Below are 22,798 nucleotides of genomic sequence, written 5' to 3' on the forward strand. Positions count from 1 at the left end.
CAAGTGACTTAACGCCACTCCCGGCATCAATGCCAAGCCACTAGGAGTTTATATTATACCGGTATTAATACTACCTCTTTCATTCTATTTAAAAGAACTATTGATTCGTATCTTACTAATTTTCAACCAAGTACAATGCTTTAAAATAGGTCTCAATGAATTAAAGATACATGTATGTAATCAAATCTTGATAAACGAAGGAGGCAATATGATGTCAAATCTAAATACACTTCAAAGATTAGCAGAAACTCGTCGCTCTATTTACGGCTTAAATAAAAATCTATACGTCTCAAAAGAAGGAATTGAAGGAATTGAAGGAATTGTACAGCATGCTGTTTTGCATACGCCCTCTTCTTTTAATTCACAATCATCTCGTGTCATTATATTATTTGGAGAAGAGCATGATAAACTCTGGCAAATTACCGAAGATGTCCTTCGTAGTATCGTAAATGATAATGAAAGATTTATCCCTACCAAGCAAAAAATTGATGGCTTCAAAGCAGGTGCTGGTACTATCTTATTTTATGAAGATGAAGCTGTAATTAAGAACCTACAAGAACAATGTTCGCTTTACGCTGATAAATTTCCACAGTGGTCAGATCATAGCAGTGGCATACATCAATATTCAATTTGGACTGCACTAGCTAGTATCAATGTGGGGGCAAACCTACAACACTATAACCCTGTAATTGATGAAAAAGTTGCAAATGAATGGAGCATAGATAAAAATTGGAAGTTAATTGCTCAGATGGTCTTTGGTGGTATTGATGCTCCCACTGGTGAAAAAACATTTGAACCTATTGAAAAGCGATTAAAAGTATTTGGATAGTCGAGACTGTAACTAACTTTGTCTACTTGTCTCAGGCCTTACCAGTCGTTGGGTTCATCGTTTGCTTCCTCACTGATCTGTTAAGTTCAGTTTGGAGTTTGCCAGTACTAAACGGACGCAGTAGGCAGATAAATGCCCAGATCGTGCAGCTTTCTGAGTGTGCAGGTAGCGAGCTGCCCCAGAATTTACATAATGCCCCAAGTCATAAATACCCTGTGGGCAGGGCTAGAGTGTTGCTAAGTAGCGTGAATTAAGGCGTTGCCCAAACTGCCCCAAAAGCCCAAGGGATTCCTTACGACTTTGAAGCTTCCTTCTCAAAACTCGGTTTTGGTGAGTCGTTTGGATTAAGAGTTGATATGTCGAGTGTATCTCTAAGCCAACACTGCGTAAAATATCAAAAGGTGATCCTTCCGTTTCACTTGGTCACTACGTTAAGGTTTTAGCAGTCCTCGGCTTGTTAGAAGACCTAACCAAGATCGCCCGTGATGACGAGCTGGGAAGAAAGCTGCAAGACATCCAATTGCTAAATAAAAAATAAGGGCGTCATATTCTTATAGCATTTGCTCATGTCCACATCGCTAAAACTTGGCAAACAATGCCAGCTTCAAAGAAGAAAGATAGCTATTAAGGGGCTGATTTATACTCAGCCAGAACTAGCTTACACTTTTATGCGCATAAAAATGTAAAATTCCTCACTTTTCTGCGCGCAAAAGTGTGCAATGCAAGTTGAGTCCTCTATGCATTTTACCGAACGGGGGAATGCAGAGGTTGGAGGTCTACACAAAGAGACTTTATGGGTAACAATCTGTAGACCTTGTATTTATTGTGAATTGAAAAGTTTGTTTTACTTTCATTGAAAAAGCGCTGCATTTTCCTGTTTGCGCTGATCCAATGTCTTAGCAATCGCAGACATTGTTGTTTTACTGATCCCTTGCTGCTGTGCCAGATATGTAAATTGGCTGATGGCTTCTGCGACTTCTTCAATGACTTGCCTTGCATCATGCCAATTCGCAAAGCCAGCACTGGTAGCAAGTTTTTGCATCACCTTAAGCGGTGGCGCTTTACCATAACCTCCGAACGCAGTGGCGTGTTCGTTGAATGGATGTGGGCTGTAGGTAACATCGTAAAAAGGGGCAGGATCCCATTGACCGTCATCCGCTTGCAAAAACGCCCAGTTTTTACTGTGGTCGTCTTGATTAGACGACAGCAGGTTAAAAACGACGCGGCGAAATTGCAGCTGCCCGGCGGCTGGTGATTTACACAACTGACGGCTGGCTTTAATCAAATCAATGTAATCTAAACTTGGCGTTCGAAAGTCTGCATCCAGTAGCCCGCAAGCGCTGTGCATATGCAGGCGACCTGCACTGCGCTTTCTGCCTAAGTCGGCTTGTTCAGTGACATAATCAAAACGCTTAAGCGCCAACCAAGCAGACGCACCGCTTGTAGGTGGTGCTTCAATGAGTTTCCATTGCGGCGGTTGACACTTAGCAACTTCTGCCATTTGTAAATAAACCGCCTCACACAAACCTTCTTCATGGCCGAGCGCGAGATTTTTCGAGGTAAACTTAACCAGCCAAGCCTCATCTCCAGGCTGAGCGAAGGTTCGACAATACTGAGTTTCCCCAGCAGGCATATAAATTTGTGCCTTAGGCCTTGCCCCACCCGAACTACCTCCGGCGACTAATGCGGCCAACACCTGTTGAGTATGCCCATCTAACTCATCGTGATTATCATCCATATAATCTGACATCGAAGAATCGAACAGCGTTTGTGCTTCTAAGCCTAACGTCGCTAAATCAATATCCGCGTGCATGGTGGCTGAAAACTCAGACACCGGAGAAAAAGACAATGCTCCCATGCCTTTATCACCAACAAAGGCCAGTCTATCCATCGCCGTTAATTGATTAGGCAGGATGCCCTTTTGCCGGAAAATACGATCTTGTAACAGCATGCCCCAGCCATCGGGCAAACAATCTCCAAATACGCCATGTACACCTTGGTGTGGCTGCTTAGGTGCGACTTGAACTTGTGTGCTCGACTGCAAGGTAAAAGGAGATAAATTGCCAAACTGCTGCAAATAGCTGTCTGCATATTGAAAAAAAACGCCTTGCCGATTCTGCGCCAAGATCCCTACAGCAACCTGCTCACCTGAGCTTAGCGTTCGAGTAACATTAAGTTTCTGAATGGGTTTAAAACTCATCTTTTAGCACCTCATCAATACTCGTGGGTATAGCAGCGCGTTCTTTGCTAGGTTGCGTAAGCTGATAAAACCTATCTAGCGAATCAAGGGTCTGCCATAGCAACAGCAATTGGCGAAATGAAATTTGCCCAGTTAACTCAAACTTCTTAATGGTGGCCGCAGGCACACAGCTGCGCTCAGCAAGCGCCGCTCGTGACAGCTTTGCCTGCTTTCGTAACTCCCGCAAATAAGCCGCATAGGCTTGGCTTACATCGGTATCATCAAGTAAGGTAAAATTCATCCGCAAAGACCAAATGGACACAGTTATATCTATTATAGCAAAATAAAACAAAAAATGGATATTATTGTATCCATTTATGGTTGAGGTGTTGAAAAATCACTCGATAAAGCCCTTCAAAACTGCTATGTTTTAGCTCTAACAGCAGCATAAAAACGGCACTGTTTTTCCGTAGTTTTAGCCAAGAAGCACCACTAAGATTTAGTAAAAGCCATAAGCAAGTGGTGGGCAGTTTGGTGGGCAAACAGGCATTTTTGAACGGTTTCTTTTCGGTAAATCATTGAGTTTGTTAGGGTCTAGGCCGCTGCTCAATGAGCAGATCCAAAACATCGAATAGTTTTTTACCCGTCCAAGAATGTCTTAAAAGCCCTGTTATTTGCTTTGAAATGACCCCCAATAGTTGGACAACAACATTGGGGTCTTTTTATGTCAAAATACAGTAGAGAATTAAAGCTATCTATAGCAAAAAGATGTGATATGGGGGAGTCATCTTGTTCATTATCTAAAAGATATTTGATTCCATCTAGACAAATCCGTTATTGGGCTTCGGCTTATAGAATTCATGGTTCTCAATCTTTTTTACCACTCACATACGAGAATACAGCTGAATTTAAGCTGAAAATTATCACGGAAATGAGACTGAATAATTGGTCTGTGAACTATATCAGCGCCGTGTATAACTTTTCCTCATCCGGCACCATTAGTTCTTGGTGAGCCTCCTACGAAAAACATGGTATGAATGGTTTACATTCAAGACCTAAAGGTAGAACGAACATGAAAGCTAAACTACAACTAAATAAACCAGACGATGAAAAAACACTTGCGGAACTCAAAGAAGAGTTAGCTTATCTCAGAGCGGAGAATGCCGTCTTAAAAAAGTTGGAGGAGCTGGATCGCTTGAAGCGTCAAGCAGTAAAGAAAAGACCGAAACGATCTTAGTTCTAAAGGAACAGCATCCACTCAAATACCTATTGTAAGCAGCGGAGTTACCTAAAAGTGTTTATTATTATCAAAGGCAGTCACTATCTAAAACAGAGCCGTATGCGTTTGAAATGACATGCATTGAACGTATATTTCATCAACATAAAGGTCGTTATGGTTACCGAAGAGTACACCTTGCTCTAAGGAAAGAAGGCATATTTTTAAACCATAAAACAGTTCAGCGTCTGATGAAAAAACTAGGATTAAAATCGATGGTAAGGCCTAAAAAAGGTAGAGTTGGGAGAATAGCTGACAACTTATTGGAAAGGGATTTTAAAGCTTTTAGCCCGAATGAAAAGTGGGTGACGGATGTCACGGAATTTAAAGTAAATGAGACTAAAGTCTATTTATTACCTATTCTTGATCTTTTTAATCAAGAGGTTATCAGTTATACAATTGCAAAATCGCCAAAATTAACCTTAGTGACAGATATGGTAAAGAAAGCAGCCCGTAGGCTTCTAAGTGGTGAATCTGTTATTTTTCATAGTGATCAAGGTTGGCAATATCAAAATGAAAGTTTCCAGAAGCTATTGAAAAAAAGGGAATGATACAAAGCATGTCACGTAAAGGAAATTGCTTAGATAATGCAGTTGCGGAAAATTTTTTCGCACTTTTAAAAACAGAAATGTATCATGGTCAAACGTTTGAAAGTGCAGATGATCTAATTGAAAAGATTAATCAATATATTAAGTATTACAATCATAAAAGAATCAAAGTAAAACTAAAAGGCCTGACTCCAATAGAATACCGAAATCAGGCCTTGTATACAATATAATTAAAGCGTCCAACTTTAAGGGGTCACTTCAAATGGTACTGCGGCCAAAGCCCGTTTTGGCTTTTACCTCGGGCAAGCGCAAAATCCGCTGCTGACGAGCTTGGTGCACTGAGTTTGTGGTTGGGTTCATCATTTGCTTCCTCACTGATCTGTTAAGTTCAGTTAGGAGTTTGCCAGTACTAAACGGACACAGTAGGCAGATAAATGCTCAGATCGCGCAGCTTTCTGAGGGTACAAGTAGCTGGCTGCCCCAGGTGATAAATGCCCTGTGGGCAGGGTTAGTGTGTTGCTAAGTAGCGTGAATTAAGGCTTTGCCCAAACTGCCCCAAAAGCCAGGGATGAGTGCCAAAAGCTTTCTCAAAAAGGGAAAGTCTTGCTCAATTAGAACACTATAACACTTTTATGCGCATAAAAATGTAAAATTACGCACTTTTATGCGCCAAAAAATGTAGACTAAGTTATACTACAGGCAGTTAACAGTCTTAATTGGCGGGAAATGACAATGCAGCGCAACTTACTCAACGCCCTAATAGCATGGAAAAATCAACCTGTGCGCAAGCCATTATTGATCGATGGCGCAAGACAAACAGGTAAAACCTATCTACTGCAAGAGTTGTTTGGGAATACCTTTACCAACATCCTTCGTATCGACTTCCTTGAAAACCCAGCTTACAAAGAAGCGTTCGATGGCTCGTTGTCACCTGACGAGCTAGTAATGAACATTGAGTTGTTAACCAACCAAGCGTTCAATCCAGAAACCGACTTGTTGATATTAGATGAAATTGGCGAATGTGAACGAGCCGTAACTTCGCTGAAGTATTTTGCCGAAAAAGCACCGTCCTATTTTGTCGCAGCCAGCGGTTCGAACATTGGTTTGCTCAATACCTTCCCTGTAGGCAAGGTAGAACAATACAATTTACGACCACTGACCTTCCAAGAATTTATTTACGCATCCAACGAGCAAGCACTGATCAAAGCATTTGATAGTCAAGCAAGCACACCGGCGGTGCACACTAAATTGATGGATAAACTAACCGACTATTTTTTTACCGGTGGTATGCCGGAAGCCGTTTCTGCTTGGTATCAGTTTAAGGATTCAAGCATTCTAGAGCGTGTTGAAAAAGTCACAAAAATTCATGCCGATTTAGTTGAAGGTTATCGCCGCGATTTCGGTAAGTACGCGGGCAAGGTCGATGCCACACTGATTGAATCGGTGTTTAATAGCATTCCAGCCCAGCTATCACTTGTCAGCGATGAGTCGGTTAAACGCTTTAAATTTAAGCATGTGCATGAGCGTAAATCTCGTTATAGCGATTTTGAAACCGCGATCCATTGGCTTAACTGCTGCCGCTTAGCTTTGCCAAACTACCCTATTGAAGGATTACCGAGATCTCCGTTGGCGGCCTATAAAAAAAACAATATGGTTAAACTATTTCTGTTTGATGTGGGCCTGCTCAATCATATGCTGGGCAGCAGTTATAAAGAGATTAAGCAACAAAACTATGAATACAAAGGCTATGTGGCTGAAAACTTTGTGCAACAAGAGCTCACAGCTATTGGCGTTGACCCAAGCTATTCATGGAATGACGCCCGCGCGGAAATCGAATTTATTTTGGCGACCGATGAAGGCGATATCATCCCTGTTGAAGTCAAAAGTGGTAAACGTACAAGAGCAAAATCGTTGGCATCCTACGTTGAAAAATGTACTCCAAGTAAAACCTTTAAGTTAACGGGTATACAAGGCTCTTCAGCGTTAGAACAAACCAATATCGTGATGCCTTTGTATTTCACGCAGTATTTACCTCAGAGATGGTAAAGGCGCGTTGCCTAGCCCCGAAGGTGGATTTCCATTACTGGGTATGGGTATCACAAAATTACTTTAGTGACTGGTTCCTGCTGCTGGCGGCATTGTTGCACAACTCACTTCACAGGCTAAAAAGCGGTGTCCCCGCTCTAATATATTTAATGCGCCAACAATATCGGCGTTATTGGCATAACCGCACTTAAAGTACGCTTGAATTTGACGGTTATCTTTCGAGACGAATCCACAGCAAGGGAATGTTTGGCTGGTGTAGTGTGCAGGAACTGCAATAATGATACCGCCACTCCAAAGCTGTTTATATTCAAGTTGTCGGCGGAACTCATACCACCCCTGATCCAAAATTGACTTATTAAGTCCTGATTTTGCCTTGACATTTTTGCCGTGTTTTTCTGCGTTGCCTTTTGGTGACTTGGACATATTTGATACCCGTAAATCTTCTATCGCTATCATCGCGTGGTTCTTGCTGACCTTGGAAGATGATTTGTGTAGGTAGCCCTTGCGGCAATTAGCAATACGGGCGTGTAACTTTTGAATTTTTTCTTTTTGCTTGTGCAAGTTAGCAGAAAATTTTACCTAATTTGCGTTGCGCTTTTGCTAGGTGTTTTTCATGCTTGCGAAAGGCGCTAAGCGGCTTTAAGTGCGAACCGTCTGATAGCGTCACAAATTTAGTAATGCCAGCGTCCACGCCTACGGCAGATGTTGAACAATGCTTTGGCTCGGCAGTTTCTTGCTCAACCTGAAAGGATATGTACCAGTGGCCAGCCTTAAAGCTCACTGTGCAATTTTTGATTACCCCTTGTCCATCTTGGGATTTACGAAACTTAATCCAACCTAGTTTACTCGGTAACTTCACTCGATTGCCACCAAGTTGGCAATACATTCAGCAACAGGATAGACCAAGCTAAGATGCTTCGCATCTTGGCTATTCCCCTCCCTGCTCTTTCGCAGAAAGTACCCTAGCCAATCTAGGATGGTTAACTTTACACTTACATGAATGAGAGATAAATTATTCTAATATTTTCATTATCTCTTTATACTCCATTGGACGATATAAATGATACCCTTGTAGTAAATCTACATTCATACTAGACAAATAATCTTTTTGAAATTCATTCTCAACACCTTCTGCAACAATCTTTAAATTAAGCTTATGAGCAAGTTCAATAATAGAGTCCAATACCGGGAAACTCAAGGATTTATTATCTATAGCATTAACAAAACAACGATCAATTTTAATATAATCAACACACATGTTTTGAATAATAGAAAGATTATTATATCCTGTCCCAAAATCATCAATTGATACATTCACACCAATGTTTCTTATTTTAATTATGTTTGAAATAACTTCACTACAAATTATATTTCTTTCAGTGATCTCAATTCCTAATTTTAAATTTTTTTCTAAGTACTTCTCTTTCCAATAACTAAAAGTTTTAATACAGTCCTGCTTTCTTAGATATGAAGTTGGTACATTAATACTTATGTGTAGTGGGAATGGTAGTCTATTATTAGACCAATCGAACAAAGTTTTTTGTATGACTAAATCGGTAATATCATCTACAAGTTTGAATTTTTCCGCAATAGGAATAAATACATCAGGAGATATATTATATTCGCCTTGTTTATTCCATCGAATGAGCGATTCCACACCATAAACAATGCCATTTTTAGGACTAACTAGGGGTTGATATACAACATGAAAATTATCATTCTTAATGCTATCTTTTATGTCATCCACAAAGTCATGCATAGAGTTAAATTGACATGGAATAACATTACCCTCAATAATATGAGTAATCATAAACAAAACCTACTATTAATTTAAAATATATACTAATGCATAGAAATGGTAATAAATCGTTCCAAATCTAAGTTATTTATCAAAATCACTTTTTACATAATCGACTACTATCACTCATCCCATTATCTAATGGTCAACTTAAAGGACATCCATGTTCAATACATTGTTAAATTATCTTACCAAATGTCTAATCTAATAATTGCACTACCTGAAAATGCACCTTCAGAAAGATTATTATTAGGATGAAATGTAGATTGGATATTGAGTGTCACATTGTCGTCAGAACTAATTGTACCTTTATACTCTCCAGCTTCTGATTTTCCATTTGAAGTATAATTATCAGCACCAGAAACTGTATAGGTTATTTCACAGTAACCTTTTTCACAATCAGTATAATTGCTTGATTTTCCCACAACAGGATCTGCAGCTTGAATAGAAAAATCTAAATCCATATCATGCTCACAAATAATTTGCACACTCGATGATGAACTTTTATTACCATTAGCATTTACTGGAGTGAGAACACCATGGGAAAGATTAATTGTAGTTGGAGATATAGTACATTCACTAGAAATACTAAAATCCAAATGACCTGTGACATAATTCCCAGAAGTAACTACAGCCCTTAACCATTCATCTGGTGGTGTTGAATACCGTACAGTTTTATCTTCATACAACGCATTAACAATGCTGTAGCTATAATGATAGGAGCCGGGTGCTAAATCTTGATCATTTAATTTGGCAATAAATGTTCCTACACCACCAGGAAATGTAACACCATGTATACTGCCATTGGCATGACATACGCTTGTCTGACCGTAATAGACATAATTTCTTTCATAAAAAATATTATAATAGTTACCATCATTACCAAGAACTTTTTGAGGTCCAGCAACCCAACCGACCAACTTATCATTCATAATAAAAGGTCCTATAGTAACAGGTAAAGCAATTACTGTGTTTTTAGCACCTATTGTATTTTCCGTTGTAACAGCACAGTCTGCAGAGCGAATAACTTTACCCGGTCCTGATGTAGGGATAAGATTAAAGCTACCGGTTATTGACATATTTGGATAAGTGACATCTACCTCACTCAAAGGATCTACCGATAATGTATTAGACAAGCTCGTCCATAAGTATTTATTTGCAGCAAAAGAGCTCGCTGAGAACAGTGCTAACAATGTGGTAAAAAAAATTATTTTCATAAAATAAAGCCATTAAAGGTAAAATATATTCATTGTAATAATAGAGTTAAATGGACTAGCTGTTAAATCAGCTATACCCTGTTTGTAAGGAACAGCTGTAAATGTAAAATAACTTTTATTAGAACTATAAGACAACCCTTTTTTTATAAGATATCCATAACCTGAGCTTCCAGAACCCACATTTAAAGGACTATCATAATTGATACCACTACCTTGATATAGAGCGATGCCAAGCTTATTATTATTGTTTTCATTCGAAGAGGCATATATAACATTATCAGGGGCATTTAACAGTTTTTCTCCGCCAATTTTAATATAGGCATCACCTTGAAAGCTTTCACAATCAAGAGTCAATGTTTGTATAATAGCATAATTATTACCATCCACTCTACTTGTTGCAATTTTCCCAAAATCAATAACAAGGTCATTATCATTATTAATCAAGCAGGGAGGAATAATGATTTCACCCGAAACATTAATATTAACCACAACAGCCCAAGCATTACTTACAACACTTAAATATAAAAAAAAAGTCAAAATATTAATATTTATATTTATAATATATCTAATCATAAATTCACTCGTAATAGATCAAAAAAGTAGTAGCAGCCGAGTAATTACCTGCTACTACTGACTTATTTATAATTGCATCATTAGTTGATTTCACAACTGCGTAAAATTTTAAAGATAAAGAATTCTCATTAACAAATATGTCATCTTGATAGGCATTGTACATTACACCAATCTTTATAGGTACTTCATTTGAATCTATAATACTAACACCTAATTTACCTTGATTTACACCAGTCACTTTAAAAAAGTGATCAGCATATTCTCCCATACTTGTTTCACTCTCACCAACAAATGTTAACCTCAATGTTTTAAACGCACCCAACGTACATTCACTAAATTCAAGTGTAAATGGATGTTTATGTGAAACACCTGATTGATAGTTAAAATATTTGGTAGACATCACATCAAAATACACACTCTGCTCTCCAGAACTAGGTGCAAGAGTACAAATATTTTCAACCAGCTCACCTGTAGCTTTAATATTTATAGAGTATGATGAGTAAGAAAAAAGCATCATCATTAAACATATAATATTTTTCATAACTTATCCTTTAAAAGGAGAATGCGAGTCTCTAGAGTTATAATTACCAAATTTTATTTGTCAAATTTTCATATAGTGTATGATATATTTTATAGCTACCATATAAAAATTAATTATAAATTACTCGCATATATACAAGAAGAGTAAGGTCGTATATAAACTATGTCTTATTATTTGCAATGCATACTTTTTTAGAACAATCAAACTCAAGTATAGGTCTACCTCCATAATCATTAACATATGCTAAAAAGAATTTTTTTGAATGCTTAGATTTGATATTCATCGTTGTTTTTGGCGATATCATAAAAGGCTCAACATCACTATCAAATGTTGTTGATTTATTGTTAGATAAACCAACTACTGTAATAAAGTATGGTGTTGGGTTTTTAACTTCATAACCTGTCGGTAATTCAGTGAAAACTAATCTATCTTGCCAAACTTCATTTGGTTTCGATTTAATACTTTCTGGTCTATAAAATAGTTTAACTCTTGTTTGAAGTGCTATCTGTAACACATTAGATTTGTCTGATTTTGGTGGAACTTCACGTACATTAAAAAAGAATAGAGATTCTCTATCTTGGGGTAATTGATCTGCTAAATGTGTTTTAGTAACAAGTATACGGCTTTTATTGCCAGCTTCAATGCGCTGTACAGGTGGTGTAACACTTAGAGCACCTGTTATTAATTTTTTTGATTTTGAATCTTCTAACCAAGATTGAGCTAAATAAGGTAATACTTTATTATTATTTTCTATATTAATAACCATACTATCACTACCACCATTAAATATAACTCTCGTTCTATCAAGAGATATAGCAGCATGAGTCGTTAAGCTAATAGATACACAACACATAGAAAACCATAAACTAAAAATATTTTTCTTGTTCACATTTAATCCTCATATTTAAAAGCACATGATAATGAAATTAATTCGTTCGGTTCAATTCTATCAGGTAATTTAGTCACGCATGATTCATTACCCCATTTAATAGTAATCACTTCTGATTCTTTTATCCCAGAAAGCCAAGCAACTCCGTCATCTGAAACAATACCTAATTCAATGTTTTTACTATTAATTGCTATTGCTCCAAAAGGGGGATGAATATTTTCTGATTTAATTAATTTTATTGTTACAAAGGCCTTCTTCCCTTTTAATACATCAAATTCTCTATAACCAATCGCTCCTTCAGTAAAAACACCTTCTGTGACAGGATATCTGGATTCAATATCTTTTGGTAATTTATTTAAATCAACCGAAATTGTATTTCTGTAATAGTTATTAATATTAGTCACAACTGCAACACCAGAGTTATTAGTAATAGATTTACCATTATTAATCGGGACTCCTGGAACTTTGTCTGTTTTAACAACTACCCTTGTTCCGCCATTACTCGTACCTGAATGCAGAGCAGAACCTTTACTTGTAAGAGTGAATCCACCCGTAGCAGATAAACCTAATAATGAGTATGCATTACTCATATGATATATATTCCCTGTTAATTTTGCATATTGTGTATCTCTGGTATAATATCCACTTACTCCGGGATAATTATCATCATTAGATGTTAATTCTGTTCTCAGGCTATAATTACTTAATCCATCTTCTGATGTATCATTATAGCCCAACCATTGGGAGTATCTTCCGTTGTTTATATTTCCTGTATAAGTAATATTACCTGTACTATAAGGGATTGTTATAGTCGCAAAATAAGAACTTTCATTATTTGTGTTTACTTTAGTTAATGAGTCATATGAATAATCATATTTTGACGCAGTCAACCCTAAAGAGATATTTTTAAAATCAAAAAAATCAAAGTTTGTATACCATGAAAAAGTATATGAAGATGAATTGCTATTTTCCCAATATGATTGATAATTATATTGAACACCTATTGATGAGTTGATGGACTCAATAGATTTATTTAAAGATAAGCTATATCTATTTTTCCCTTCTTTTGATTCTGTATCGTTATAACTTTCATTCAAAAAATCTTGCATTGTCATATAATCTTTAGATGCAAAATGATAACCAGAAAAATTCAAATCAATATTATAGTCTTCAAATACCTTAAAATAGCTAATTTTAATCGCTTGACCGCTCTTAGCATCATCAATACCTGCTAATGACTGTGTAATATCTGCAGAAATAGAGCCAAGTTCATGTAAATCATGCCCAACACCAACAGCAAAAGATCCGAAATAATCTGTTACTGTTACCCCCCCATAGAGTGACCAATTGTTGTTATAACCATAGGAGCCTTCTGTGGATATAAAAATATTCCCTTCTAAATGGTGATCATTTTTACGTGCATTACCAAGTGTGATCTTGTAAGTCTTTTTTCCTGCTCGTGTAAGATTAGGGATATAAGACGAATCGACTTGGAATGTTTTTCTTCTACCATCTTGCTCAATAACTTCTACATCAAGTTTTCCTTGTATATAGCTATCTAAATCATCGATGACGAAATTTCCAGCAGGAACGGTTGTATTATATATTATTCGTCCTTGCTGACTTACAATAACTTCAGCATTAGTATCTGCAACTCCAATAATTTGTGGCGCATATCCGCGCTGGTTAGGTGCTAACATATTTTCTTGAGATTCTAGTGTAATCCCCGTGTATAACCATGACTCAAAAATATCAGAGTTAATATCATTTTCACCTAAAGTTAACCGAGATGCTATTTTAGGTAAAGCACGATAAGCATAAAAACGATTAAAATTATAATCATTTTTAACTGTATTCTCATTTATTTGACTACTACCTTGATAATCAACTCTAAATCTCCAAGCATCTAAGTTTGCACCAATCGTACCATTTATAACTAGATTTTTATTTATATCTTTCGATTCTTCAATATATCTGAATGATGTATTAATATTGTAATCTACGAACATACCATTAACACCATTTTCCCATTGTGAATATGGTAACCACGAATCATCGGAGTATTCTAACAATACTTTAGGTATAGTAATATTTACATTTCCTATTGAAATATCTGGCTTTATTTCTACACCTCTCAAATTTGATATATTCATACATTCATCATGACCAGTAATTGGTTTAATCAAACTACTCACATCATCTTTTAATGCCATTTTATCTATCATAGATGAGTTAAGGCACGCAATTGTATGCTCACCGCCAATGTCAATAAATTTAATTTTTTCTGCATAAGGCGTTATAACCCTACCATTAATTAATATCTGCATTTGGTATTCAGCAGGCATGATGTAACCTGATTTTTCAAAACGTGAGAAATCTATATTTTGTCTATCATTCAAGTCCAAAAAATCAATATTAAATTGTGTTGCATTTACTTTACCAAGTGATAAAAAAAACACGCTTATTACCAATAGATATGTATACATATCCTTAAGTAAAGTTTTCAAAATTAACCCCAATCTTAAATTAAATCTTTTACACTCAACTTCAAATCGAATACTTATACTTATATGGTTAAAAATCATGATAACAACTATCAATTATTCTTATTAAGAATATAATGAATCAGCCATATATAAAGATGAATATTTTATCTTTATCCTTTTCTTAATTAGATAGGAAATAGGGTAAATTCGTATTAAAAATCAATATTCACTTTACGTATAATTATTGTATTTTTACTATCAACATTATTTATATTGTATGCATTATAATTTTTTAAATCACTTAATCTATATTGGTACATTACAAATGATAGATCGTATAAGAATATCATTTTTAAATTTAATAGTACCTTTAAGGTTTGATATATATAGTTTATAAATCATTATACTAAATTTTTAAGCCGTTCATACGTTAATTAAATAATCAACGCATGAACTACATCATCTAAGCATTAGATATATGACATTGTGAAGTTTGTTACAGCAGTAAATGCCCCTTCTTTAACAGCTGCTCCACCTGAAGCCTTCTCTACCCAAGAAGAAAACAATAACGAATTATTTCCATTTTGGATTGTTTGAGCTGTTGCAGCTTCAGAACCATCGAACTTTACAAGTTTACCAGCAGCATCACTTACCTTTATAACAGTGCCAGTACTACCAGTTGTACCTAACTCATTAGGAGTTGACCCTTCAGGAGTTTGACCACTAAAAGTAAGTTGAGCACTCTTAGCCGTTTCAACGTCACAATTAGTTAAACTGATTTGGAAATCAACATGTGTAGACTCTGCACCATCTTGGTTTAAGTAACTTTTAGAAATTTGCCCAAAGTCTACCGTTTGATCTACAGAATCAGGAGAAATATTGCACGCTGCATTAATTACTTCTCCTTTAAAATTTACAATACCTGAGCCTTGATTCACTCCTGTTGCAGCTGTAACTGAAGATGAAACAAAAACAATCATTAATGATGATAGAGATAAACCCGATACAAACTTTTTCATTATTTATTACCTTTTAACTTAACTGATTATAGCCAACGGTTATAATCGATTTTTTGATAAATTTAGACATTAGAAAATCAATTCAAAATCAATAACCTAACAACCGAGGGAAGATTAACTTATATGGATAAAATTACATAATTATTATTGCTTAATAATTAACCTTGATAATTTTTAGAATGGTATTTATTTATACTTGACTTAATGTTAATATTATTAATATAATCCCTATAGCTAGTGATGTGATCTATAATTGTATTAAGAATTGTAGAGCCGAATTATGTTTTTATATAACATCAATTCATACGCAATATCACAGCATAACAGTCTAATCGAACAACGAACATCCAAACGTGTTGGATGTTCGTTTTGTCAATTTTTTGTCAATTGATAGTAATGTTGATTTATCCAAAAATTTATCTACATTACTCTTTGATAATGATAAAAATGATGTATTATTCTATTAACTAAAATAAAATTTATAATGGTGTTTTTATATGATATTAGTAAAATCTGTTAATGGTATATTGATAAGAGAAGACAACAACTTATCAGCTCATACTGTTTTATCTAATGCTGAGTTATTGATCTTGAAATTTCTATTAGAGAAAAATGATGTTTGTACAAGGGAGGAGTTAATTAGTTTTGCATGGCCTGAAAAGATTGTCACCTACAACTCATTAAATGTTGCTATAAATAAACTTAGAAGAGTTCTATTAAGCTTAGGTATTAGTGAATCAGTCGAAACAATTCGTGGGGTTGGTTACAAACTATCCAATAATATACAGCTAGTTGAGGAGGACCAGTTACTCTCACCTACAACAATTGAAACTAAAAGTGAAGTATTAACATCAGCTTCCGCCTTAGATGAAGATAATAAATCATCTATAACTAATTTACTTTTAGCAATTAATATTTCTTTAATTATTGCAATTTACATAAGTATTGAATTGGCATAACTATGTATAAAAATACTCATCTATACCTATCTATAATAATATTTACTATCTTGATACTACCATTGTTGATTGGTTACGCAATCGATTGTAAAAAAAACTATATTATAAACAATAAAGAGTATACCTTAGAAAGAAATGGTATAGTTTATGACATTTATCATACAAAAACAAAAACATTATGTTACAAAGCTGTAATTGAAAAGTATTTAATTAAAACACATATTATTTTATTGAAAAAATTTGATCATAAACCATGCGACTCTCTCCCTTCCAATAAAAAAATAGTCATTAATAATAGATTAGATGTATATACTGGAATATTATAAATTTATCATAACACATCATATAAATGATAAATTTTGTTAACGTTCAAGTTTACACCTCTTATTTATTTCAATACTTGGTCTATTGATTCCAAATTTTGGTTGAGATTTAAAATCTCAACCATCTAACTCTAACATCTATAAAAAATCTTTAGATACTAAAAAAAACTTTCAATCAAAAAATATCAATATCTGTAACACCATTTTTCAACCATGTCAGAGCTGGAGTTAGTGAATTATTATTAGGCCAAATAAGTGAAGCCTTCCAGTAATTATTTTTGAATTTATTAAATGAAAATGAGATCTTTCGTAAACGCTGTAATTCAAGATCTTGTTTAAGAAAGCAGTCAGGTAAGCAACTTACCCCCATCCCAGTTCGACATAAAGAAAGAATTGTGTGGATATCTTCTACATGCCATAATTGAGATCCAGATTTTATGTCAATTAACCCCAAATCATCAATATTACCAGGAACTAATAATCGGAGTTGGCAAAATTCATCATAACTTATTGTTTTTGAATGGTCATTAATATATTTTGGGGAGGCCACCCATGAACTCTTCATATGAAAAGCCGTTGTAAATTCAAATTTCATACTATCTTCAGATGGAAAAACACCTAATGCAAGATCAAGGCGTCTTGCTTCAACTTCTTTTGCCAGTACAGCACTACTTTGTTGCATTAAGAATAGTTCAACATTAGGGAAAGCATCTGAAAAATCACGAATAACTTGAATAACATCCGGGCCACATACTAAAGGATCGACCCCAACATGAATTTTGCTTTCATTTATAGTGTAGATTGTTTTCGAACTTTCAATAAAGCTATTGTAATGCGACATCATTAACTTTGCATTACGTAAAAGCTGCTCTCCTTTTTGGGTTAACCTAGGATATTGATTTGTACGATCAAATAATAAAAAACCTAAATCTATTTCAAGGTTTTGAATAGACAAGCTAATGGCGGCTTGTGTTTTTTTTAATTCCCTGGCGGCTGCACTGAAGGAACCTTTTTCGGCTGCCGTAATAAACGATTTTACACTTTCAAGTTGTATATTCATATTATTTATCATTTATTTGAATTATTTATAATTAGCTAAAATTAAAAACTATAACCTTTAATTAATTTTTAATTAATTATAAGTTAAATAGTCCAGATATATAAATTAGTTATGATATTTGTACGAAAATTCATACTGTTATATTTTACCATGAATTATTTTTATATCTAGTTTTTGTTATAAAAACAAACAATTTAAATACATCTAACTCATCAAAAAACAAAAAGCTCTAACAATTTTGATTAGGATTACCATAATGAAAATTAATCAACTTAAATTGTATATTTATCCCCAAAGTATGATACATACCATCCATGCTCTTTCTGTATTACCAAAAATAGAATTCATAAGCAGTATAGCTAGTGAGATAATAAGCTTTAAACTACCATTTAATATACATAAGGCGATAATATGAAATCTAGAAATTTATCTAAAAGTTTAAGCGTTAGTTCAATTGGTTACGGAGCAATGGGGTTAAGTGAGTTTTATGGTAAGACTGATGATAAATCTTCATTCGCACTATTAGGAAAACTCATTGAAACCGGTGTTAACTTTATTGATACAGCAGATGTTTACGGAAGAGGTCATAATGAACGTATACTTGGGCATTTCCTGGCTAGTCAGAGTGGGTCTATTCGCAACCAATTTAAAATAGCAACTAAGTGTGGGATAGAGAGATCCCTTGATTCATCTTATAACCGAACGATTAACAACTCCCGTGATTATATTACTAAATGCTGTAATGAATCTCTTATTCGTCTGGGATTAGAGCGTATTGATTTATTTTATCTTCATAGAATAAGTCCCTTAAATCCTATAGAAGAAAGTATGGAGTGTTTAAGTGAGTTAGTGAAAGAAGGTAAGATTCAGCATATTGGTCTTTGTGAAGTATCAACATCTACACTACTTAAAGCTCATAATGTTCACCCTGTTTCTGTTGTTCAAACAGAATATTCGCTGTGGAGCCGAGACATAGAAAATGATCTACTACCACTCATTAAAAAACTTGACATTGGCCTTGTCGCTTATTCACCTCTAGGTAGGGGCTTCTTAACAGGAAAATACTTAAGTCATGATAATTTTTCTGAAAATGATTTCCGTAAAAGCAATGAGCGCTTTTTTACACAAAACATTGCTCACAATGTAACATTACTGGATATTGTAAAACCTATAGCAAATAAGTACGAAGCAACTATCGGGCAAATATCTTTAGCGTGGCTTCTTACACAGTATGACAAACTAGTCCCCATTCCCGGAACTAAGCATATCAACTACCTTATTGAAAATACAGAAGCATCCAAGATAGATTTAGATATGGACGATGTTGAGTTCCTTAATAATACAAAAAAACATTTTAAAGTTAAAGGTAATCGTTACTCAGAAGAAGGCATGAAAGGAGTTGATTCATAAGTATTTGATAATAAATCACATTAATTTAAATGACCGTAAGACGAATATCTTTTTAACAAAGTATATATTGAAGCTTTCCCAAAAGTAATCACAATCTCTTCACCCTATACTTACTGATCCACTACCAATCAATAAAGAGTTAGCATATGAAAAAAGAAAATTATCTAGTTAGTAACAAAATCCCAACAATTAAGCAACTTCAATGTTTTCTTGCTGTAGCTTATGAACTCAGTTTTCGAAAAGCAGCAGAAAGGCTTAGAATGACCCAGCCGCCACTTACTCGTCAAATACAATGTTTAGAAAATGTAATGGGTCAAGATTTATTTGATAGAAACACTCATAGTGTAAATTTAACAAAAGATGGAAGATCTCTAGTAATAAAAGTCGAGAAGATAATTAATGATATTTTTGAATTAAAGGTACAATCTCCTGACAAAGAGAATAATCTACGTATAGGACTTACTTACACACTGAACTTTGAAACAATGGATGGTGTGAATTCCCTACTAAGCCAACTAGAAAAAGAAGATGAAATAAACACCCCTTACTTAACATCAGCACAATTATTACAATGCCTAACTAAACATTCCCTTGATTTAATTTTAATCGGAGAAAAAACAACGGATCAAGACAGCTCATTCCTGTATAACTTTGTATGTCATGAACCTATACTTATAGCTCTACCTTCATCACACCCAGCTAGCCTGAAGAATAAAGTATCATTAAATGAAGTATCTGATTTACCGCTTTTTTGGTTTTCCAGAAGTGCAAATCCCTCATTTTATGATAAGTGTGAAAAGGTATTTTCTAAGCTAGATATTCCAATTCAAAAGCTACGGGAGCCTGAAGATTCATTAACTATGTTATCTCACATTGCCCGCGGTAAAGGTATTGCTCTTATGCCTAGATCAAAATCTACTTTTTATCAGCAAGGTTTATGCTATCGGGAATTAATAGAGAGTGAAGCTAAGCATATTTGCATTGATGTATATGCTGTGATCAGAAGTGATGAGAAAAGAGAATCCGTTATTTATGCTCATAATTTACTAAGCAAAAATAACACATTATTGATATAAATGAGCTCCCCGCTCTAACCAACCGAGCGGGGTTTACATTGAAACATCTAAATCTATGATACTACAGCGGATAGAAAGTTTACTTACCTTAGCACCAAGGGATAGACTCCGAATAAAGCTCAGTGCTTTCACTAAATCTTGTGTTTGAATCTTTGATTTATTATCTATACGCCCATCATTTGTCATATCAGTATCTACAACGCTAGGGCATAAACAACAAACTTTGACTCCAAAAGGAAGTAGTTCTTGGTATAGCGATTGACTATAACTAACAATTGCAGATTTTGTAGCTGAATACGCCGCAATTTTAGGAAGAGGCTCTAAACCAGCAGTTGAACCAAGGTTGTATATCTCTCCGTAACCTTGCAGCTTCATTCTATCTGCAACTAAATTGCAAGCTATAATAGTGGATACTAAGTTAACATTCACTAATTCAGAAAGTTTATTTAACGAAATATTAGTGCTACCGGCTACCAAAATACCAGCACTGTTAACCATAACATCAATATTTTCATATTTTTGAATAATAGATGCAATAACAGATTCCACTTCAGATGGGTCATTAAAGTCAACGGATATTGTATCAACAAAACATAATGGGTATTCTGACTGTAACTCTTCTTTAATTTTTCTCAGGTTTTCTCGATTTAAAGCAAGCAATACCAGAGTGTATCCTTCCCGAGCAAAGTAACAAGAAATTGTTTTACCGATCCCGCGACTGGCGCCAGTGATTATAGCTAATTTAGACATAAGCAACCCTATAAAGTGATATTATATAATAGTAAAAGCATAAGAATTCATCTCAAATGTGACGCCTTATTAAATTTCATCATTAGTTAAACTTCGAACCAACATATGAGCTCTATTCATTTGTTCAGGTTCTAGATTACGATGACTATCACGACCAATAAATATTTTAAACATAGGCATCCCAAATTGATTCAAAAAAATGACAGATGCAGTTAAGGTTCCTCGAAAATAACGCTCAACAAATGCAACATGTTTACAGTTAATAGCTTTAATATGGCAATTAAACCCACTGACTTTACAGCGTAAATTGAAATATCCATGACGACAAGTACCAGAAGGCAGGTTTCCATAAAACTCACTGATCATATCAGGTGTATTTATGATAAGAGAAACTTTACCCCAATCGCATATATCATCCCAAATATAATCAAAATATTTTCCTGAAACCAATGTCACATTATTTGAATAAAGGAGTACATCAAGTACACGAACTTTAAACTGCTCAGCGACCGCCTCTAGGGTACTATCTGGCATAATCTCTAAATATGATTTCAAAGCATCTATCTTATTTTGAGTTAATCTCATAACATATTCCTCTTATTTATAGTTAATCAAACCTCTAAATATCACGCTAATTCATCAATAAATAAAACTAACTATGCCTTGACTCATAAATATTCCTTCCTGGAGATATATTTTTCATTAATGTACGGGGAGTAAAACCCTCAACTGATTTTGATGAAAATATCTATTAGCTATGTAAAGTTGATTTATGTTTTTGATAGGTATCAAAATTAAAAGGATAAAACATACTAGTAAAAAGTATTGTTCATGCTATTGATATAATAATATATGACTCATATATAAACATAAACCGAATTGATAAAAATCCTTAAAATTTTATAATGAAATGTAATTTTTATTTTTCATTATAGTTCTTGTAACATGAACTCGTTTACCCGTTGCTCTTGATCGATTTATATCTGACATTAACCTAAGGTTTGATAATCTCTCGTTGTGAATCTCATTTAAAAGTGATGGTTGAAAGTCTTTATTCTCATTAATACTATTATTTGAGGGGATATTTTTTAAAAACTCATCATTATCTGCGAGATACAAGAATTCTCGATTTCTCCAATAGTTTGGATTAAAATCACTTATTTCATCCGCTGACATGTGTTTAAAGGTTTCTGCTTTTTTAGCTAAATTATTAAAAGATCTTGAATTAAATATGTCATCATAATTGAATTTATCGTTCCCATTTATATTTTCAGGGTCTTCCATGTATTCTTTTGCCACCCTCCAATTTAAGGCATTTCTTTTGGATGAAGAACCCTCAGTTGTGTTCCAAATCCCCCTTCTATTCTTATCTGATTCATTCAATTCATACTCTGATAACCTATCATTAGCTGATAACGTCTGTGGAAAAATAACTTCTCCCATTATGTCATTATCATAAAAAATGCTTGTCCCCTTGGACGTTTTCAGATCATTAAATAGATCTGATCCAATAATATTATCAGGGTGATAAAACACAGACTGCTGCCTTGTTTTTTCAGTTTTAGTACCCTGTAAGCCACTAATATTTACAAATTGATTACTTGTAAGTTCACCAGATAAAAATTTAGACTGTGAGTTATCAAACTCATTTTTACTGATATATGAGTTATAAACTGCTATTTCCTCAATATTATTAGCTGCAGAAAAAATAGGTATAACAACAAAACTTGTAGCGATAAGGCTTGGAAATAATGAATAAAGACGATTAATCATAATGAAAAGATCCTATTCCAAATATTTATGAGATGAGGTTTAAGGT

At 34.6% G+C, this 22,798-nt stretch carries 20 protein-coding genes and 4 pseudogenes; 9 read left to right on the forward strand and 15 right to left on the reverse strand.

The genetic code is table 11. The features are described from left to right. The first annotated feature begins 211 nt into the window (after window positions 1-211). Together AC2VOY_RS16160 and AC2VOY_RS16165 are read left to right on the forward strand one after the other, a co-directional pair. Window positions 212-829, forward strand: coding sequence for a nitroreductase family protein (locus AC2VOY_RS16160; protein WP_491834256.1), 618 nt, complete (start codon window positions 212-214; stop codon window positions 827-829). 367 nt (window positions 830-1,196) lie between these two features. Then, window positions 1,197-1,367: pseudogene (locus tag AC2VOY_RS16165) on the forward strand (XRE family transcriptional regulator); the annotation flags it as partial. A gap of 312 nt (window positions 1,368-1,679) precedes the next feature. Here AC2VOY_RS16165 and AC2VOY_RS16170 read toward each other — a convergent pair. Further along, a complete protein-coding gene (locus AC2VOY_RS16170; protein WP_491834179.1) occupies window positions 1,680-3,029 on the reverse strand; it encodes a type II toxin-antitoxin system HipA family toxin in 1,350 nt (449 codons plus the stop codon). Then, entirely contained in the window at window positions 3,019-3,309 is a 291-nt protein-coding gene (locus AC2VOY_RS16175) for a helix-turn-helix domain-containing protein (protein ID WP_110577071.1), read from the reverse strand. The genes AC2VOY_RS16170 and AC2VOY_RS16175 overlap by 11 nt, the downstream gene beginning before the upstream one ends. Window positions 3,310-4,080: 771 nt before the next feature. Between AC2VOY_RS16175 and AC2VOY_RS16180 the strand changes: the two genes are divergently transcribed. The 3 genes and pseudogenes from AC2VOY_RS16180 (at window position 4,081) to AC2VOY_RS16190 (ending at window position 5,062) form a co-directional block, all read left to right on the forward strand. Further along, window positions 4,081-4,245, forward strand: a complete 165-nt coding sequence (locus AC2VOY_RS16180) for a hypothetical protein (RefSeq protein ID WP_491834180.1) — start codon at window positions 4,081-4,083, stop codon at window positions 4,243-4,245. Between the two features lie 101 nt (window positions 4,246-4,346). Then, window positions 4,347-4,835, forward strand: a pseudogene (locus tag AC2VOY_RS16185) (IS3 family transposase); the annotation flags it as partial. A gap of 8 nt (window positions 4,836-4,843) precedes the next feature. Next, window positions 4,844-5,062 carry a transposase gene (locus AC2VOY_RS16190; protein WP_491834181.1) on the forward strand — a complete coding sequence of 73 codons (219 nt, stop codon included), beginning with the start codon at window positions 4,844-4,846 and terminating at the stop codon, window positions 5,060-5,062. A 31-nt stretch (window positions 5,063-5,093) separates the two neighbouring features. Here the strand turns inward: AC2VOY_RS16190 and AC2VOY_RS16195 are convergent. Continuing rightward, window positions 5,094-5,192 (reverse strand): annotated as a pseudogene (locus AC2VOY_RS16195) (AlpA family phage regulatory protein); the annotation flags it as partial. A gap of 372 nt (window positions 5,193-5,564) precedes the next feature. Between AC2VOY_RS16195 and AC2VOY_RS16200 the strand changes: the two are divergent. Next, window positions 5,565-6,878 carry an ATP-binding protein gene (locus AC2VOY_RS16200; protein WP_491834182.1) on the forward strand — a complete coding sequence of 438 codons (1,314 nt, stop codon included), beginning with the start codon at window positions 5,565-5,567 and terminating at the stop codon, window positions 6,876-6,878. A gap of 63 nt (window positions 6,879-6,941) precedes the next feature. Here AC2VOY_RS16200 and AC2VOY_RS16205 read toward each other — a convergent pair. The 8 genes and pseudogenes from AC2VOY_RS16205 to AC2VOY_RS16240 form a co-directional block, all read right to left on the reverse strand. After that, window positions 6,942-7,761, reverse strand: a pseudogene (locus AC2VOY_RS16205) (RNA-guided endonuclease InsQ/TnpB family protein); the annotation flags it as partial. 129 nt (window positions 7,762-7,890) lie between these two features. Continuing rightward, window positions 7,891-8,688 carry an EAL domain-containing protein gene (locus AC2VOY_RS16210; protein WP_491834183.1) on the reverse strand — a complete coding sequence of 266 codons (798 nt, stop codon included), beginning with the start codon at window positions 8,686-8,688 and terminating at the stop codon, window positions 7,891-7,893. 176 nt (window positions 8,689-8,864) lie between these two features. Further along, a complete protein-coding gene (locus AC2VOY_RS16215; protein ID WP_491834184.1) occupies window positions 8,865-9,893 on the reverse strand; it encodes an MrpH family fimbial adhesin in 1,029 nt (342 codons plus the stop codon). A gap of 12 nt (window positions 9,894-9,905) precedes the next feature. Beyond that, window positions 9,906-10,466: a fimbrial protein gene (locus AC2VOY_RS16220; RefSeq protein ID WP_491834185.1), complete on the reverse strand. Its 561-nt coding sequence runs from the start codon at window positions 10,464-10,466 to the stop codon at window positions 9,906-9,908. A gap of 4 nt (window positions 10,467-10,470) precedes the next feature. Beyond that, window positions 10,471-11,007: a fimbrial protein gene (locus AC2VOY_RS16225; RefSeq protein WP_491834186.1), complete on the reverse strand. Its 537-nt coding sequence runs from the start codon at window positions 11,005-11,007 to the stop codon at window positions 10,471-10,473. A gap of 160 nt (window positions 11,008-11,167) precedes the next feature. After that, entirely contained in the window at window positions 11,168-11,860 is a 693-nt protein-coding gene (locus AC2VOY_RS16230) for a fimbrial biogenesis chaperone (RefSeq protein ID WP_491834257.1), read from the reverse strand. Window positions 11,861-11,898: 38 nt separating this feature from the next. Next, window positions 11,899-14,403 (reverse strand): fimbria/pilus outer membrane usher protein, encoded by a 2,505-nt coding sequence (locus AC2VOY_RS16235; RefSeq protein ID WP_491834187.1) that lies wholly within the window; start codon window positions 14,401-14,403, stop codon window positions 11,899-11,901. A gap of 449 nt (window positions 14,404-14,852) precedes the next feature. Further along, window positions 14,853-15,401 carry a fimbrial protein gene (locus AC2VOY_RS16240; RefSeq protein WP_491834188.1) on the reverse strand — a complete coding sequence of 183 codons (549 nt, stop codon included), beginning with the start codon at window positions 15,399-15,401 and terminating at the stop codon, window positions 14,853-14,855. Between the two features lie 497 nt (window positions 15,402-15,898). Here AC2VOY_RS16240 and AC2VOY_RS16245 point away from each other — a divergent pair, with 497 nt between their 5' ends. Beyond that, complete coding sequence (locus tag AC2VOY_RS16245) at window positions 15,899-16,360, forward strand: winged helix-turn-helix domain-containing protein (RefSeq protein WP_491834189.1); 462 nt, start codon at window positions 15,899-15,901, stop codon at window positions 16,358-16,360. 498 nt (window positions 16,361-16,858) lie between these two features. Here AC2VOY_RS16245 and AC2VOY_RS16250 read toward each other — a convergent pair whose 3' ends face one another. Beyond that, the gene (locus AC2VOY_RS16250; RefSeq protein WP_491834190.1) at window positions 16,859-17,743 is read right to left on the reverse strand and encodes a LysR family transcriptional regulator; all 885 of its coding nucleotides are present in this window, start codon (window positions 17,741-17,743) and stop codon (window positions 16,859-16,861) included. Between the two features lie 411 nt (window positions 17,744-18,154). Here AC2VOY_RS16250 and AC2VOY_RS16255 point away from each other — a divergent pair, with 411 nt between their 5' ends. Together AC2VOY_RS16255 and AC2VOY_RS16260 are read left to right on the forward strand one after the other, a co-directional pair. Beyond that, window positions 18,155-19,153, forward strand: a complete 999-nt coding sequence (locus AC2VOY_RS16255) for an aldo/keto reductase (RefSeq protein WP_491834191.1) — start codon at window positions 18,155-18,157, stop codon at window positions 19,151-19,153. Between the two features lie 146 nt (window positions 19,154-19,299). Continuing rightward, the gene (locus AC2VOY_RS16260; RefSeq protein WP_491834192.1) at window positions 19,300-20,229 is read left to right on the forward strand and encodes a LysR family transcriptional regulator; all 930 of its coding nucleotides are present in this window, start codon (window positions 19,300-19,302) and stop codon (window positions 20,227-20,229) included. Between the two features lie 33 nt (window positions 20,230-20,262). On the opposite strand, the gene AC2VOY_RS16265 is transcribed toward AC2VOY_RS16260, so the two are convergent. The 3 genes from AC2VOY_RS16265 to AC2VOY_RS16275 form a co-directional block, all read right to left on the reverse strand. Continuing rightward, entirely contained in the window at window positions 20,263-20,979 is a 717-nt protein-coding gene (locus AC2VOY_RS16265; protein ID WP_491834193.1) for an SDR family NAD(P)-dependent oxidoreductase, read from the reverse strand. 69 nt (window positions 20,980-21,048) lie between these two features. Next, the gene (gene hutX / locus AC2VOY_RS16270) at window positions 21,049-21,564 is read right to left on the reverse strand and encodes a heme utilization cystosolic carrier protein HutX (RefSeq protein ID WP_491834194.1); all 516 of its coding nucleotides are present in this window, start codon (window positions 21,562-21,564) and stop codon (window positions 21,049-21,051) included. Between the two features lie 315 nt (window positions 21,565-21,879). Continuing rightward, entirely contained in the window at window positions 21,880-22,752 is an 873-nt protein-coding gene (locus AC2VOY_RS16275) for a hypothetical protein (protein ID WP_491834195.1), read from the reverse strand. Window positions 22,753-22,798 lie beyond the last annotated feature (46 nt).

The sequence above is a fragment of the Vibrio sp. KMM 9700 genome (assembly GCF_058545285.1).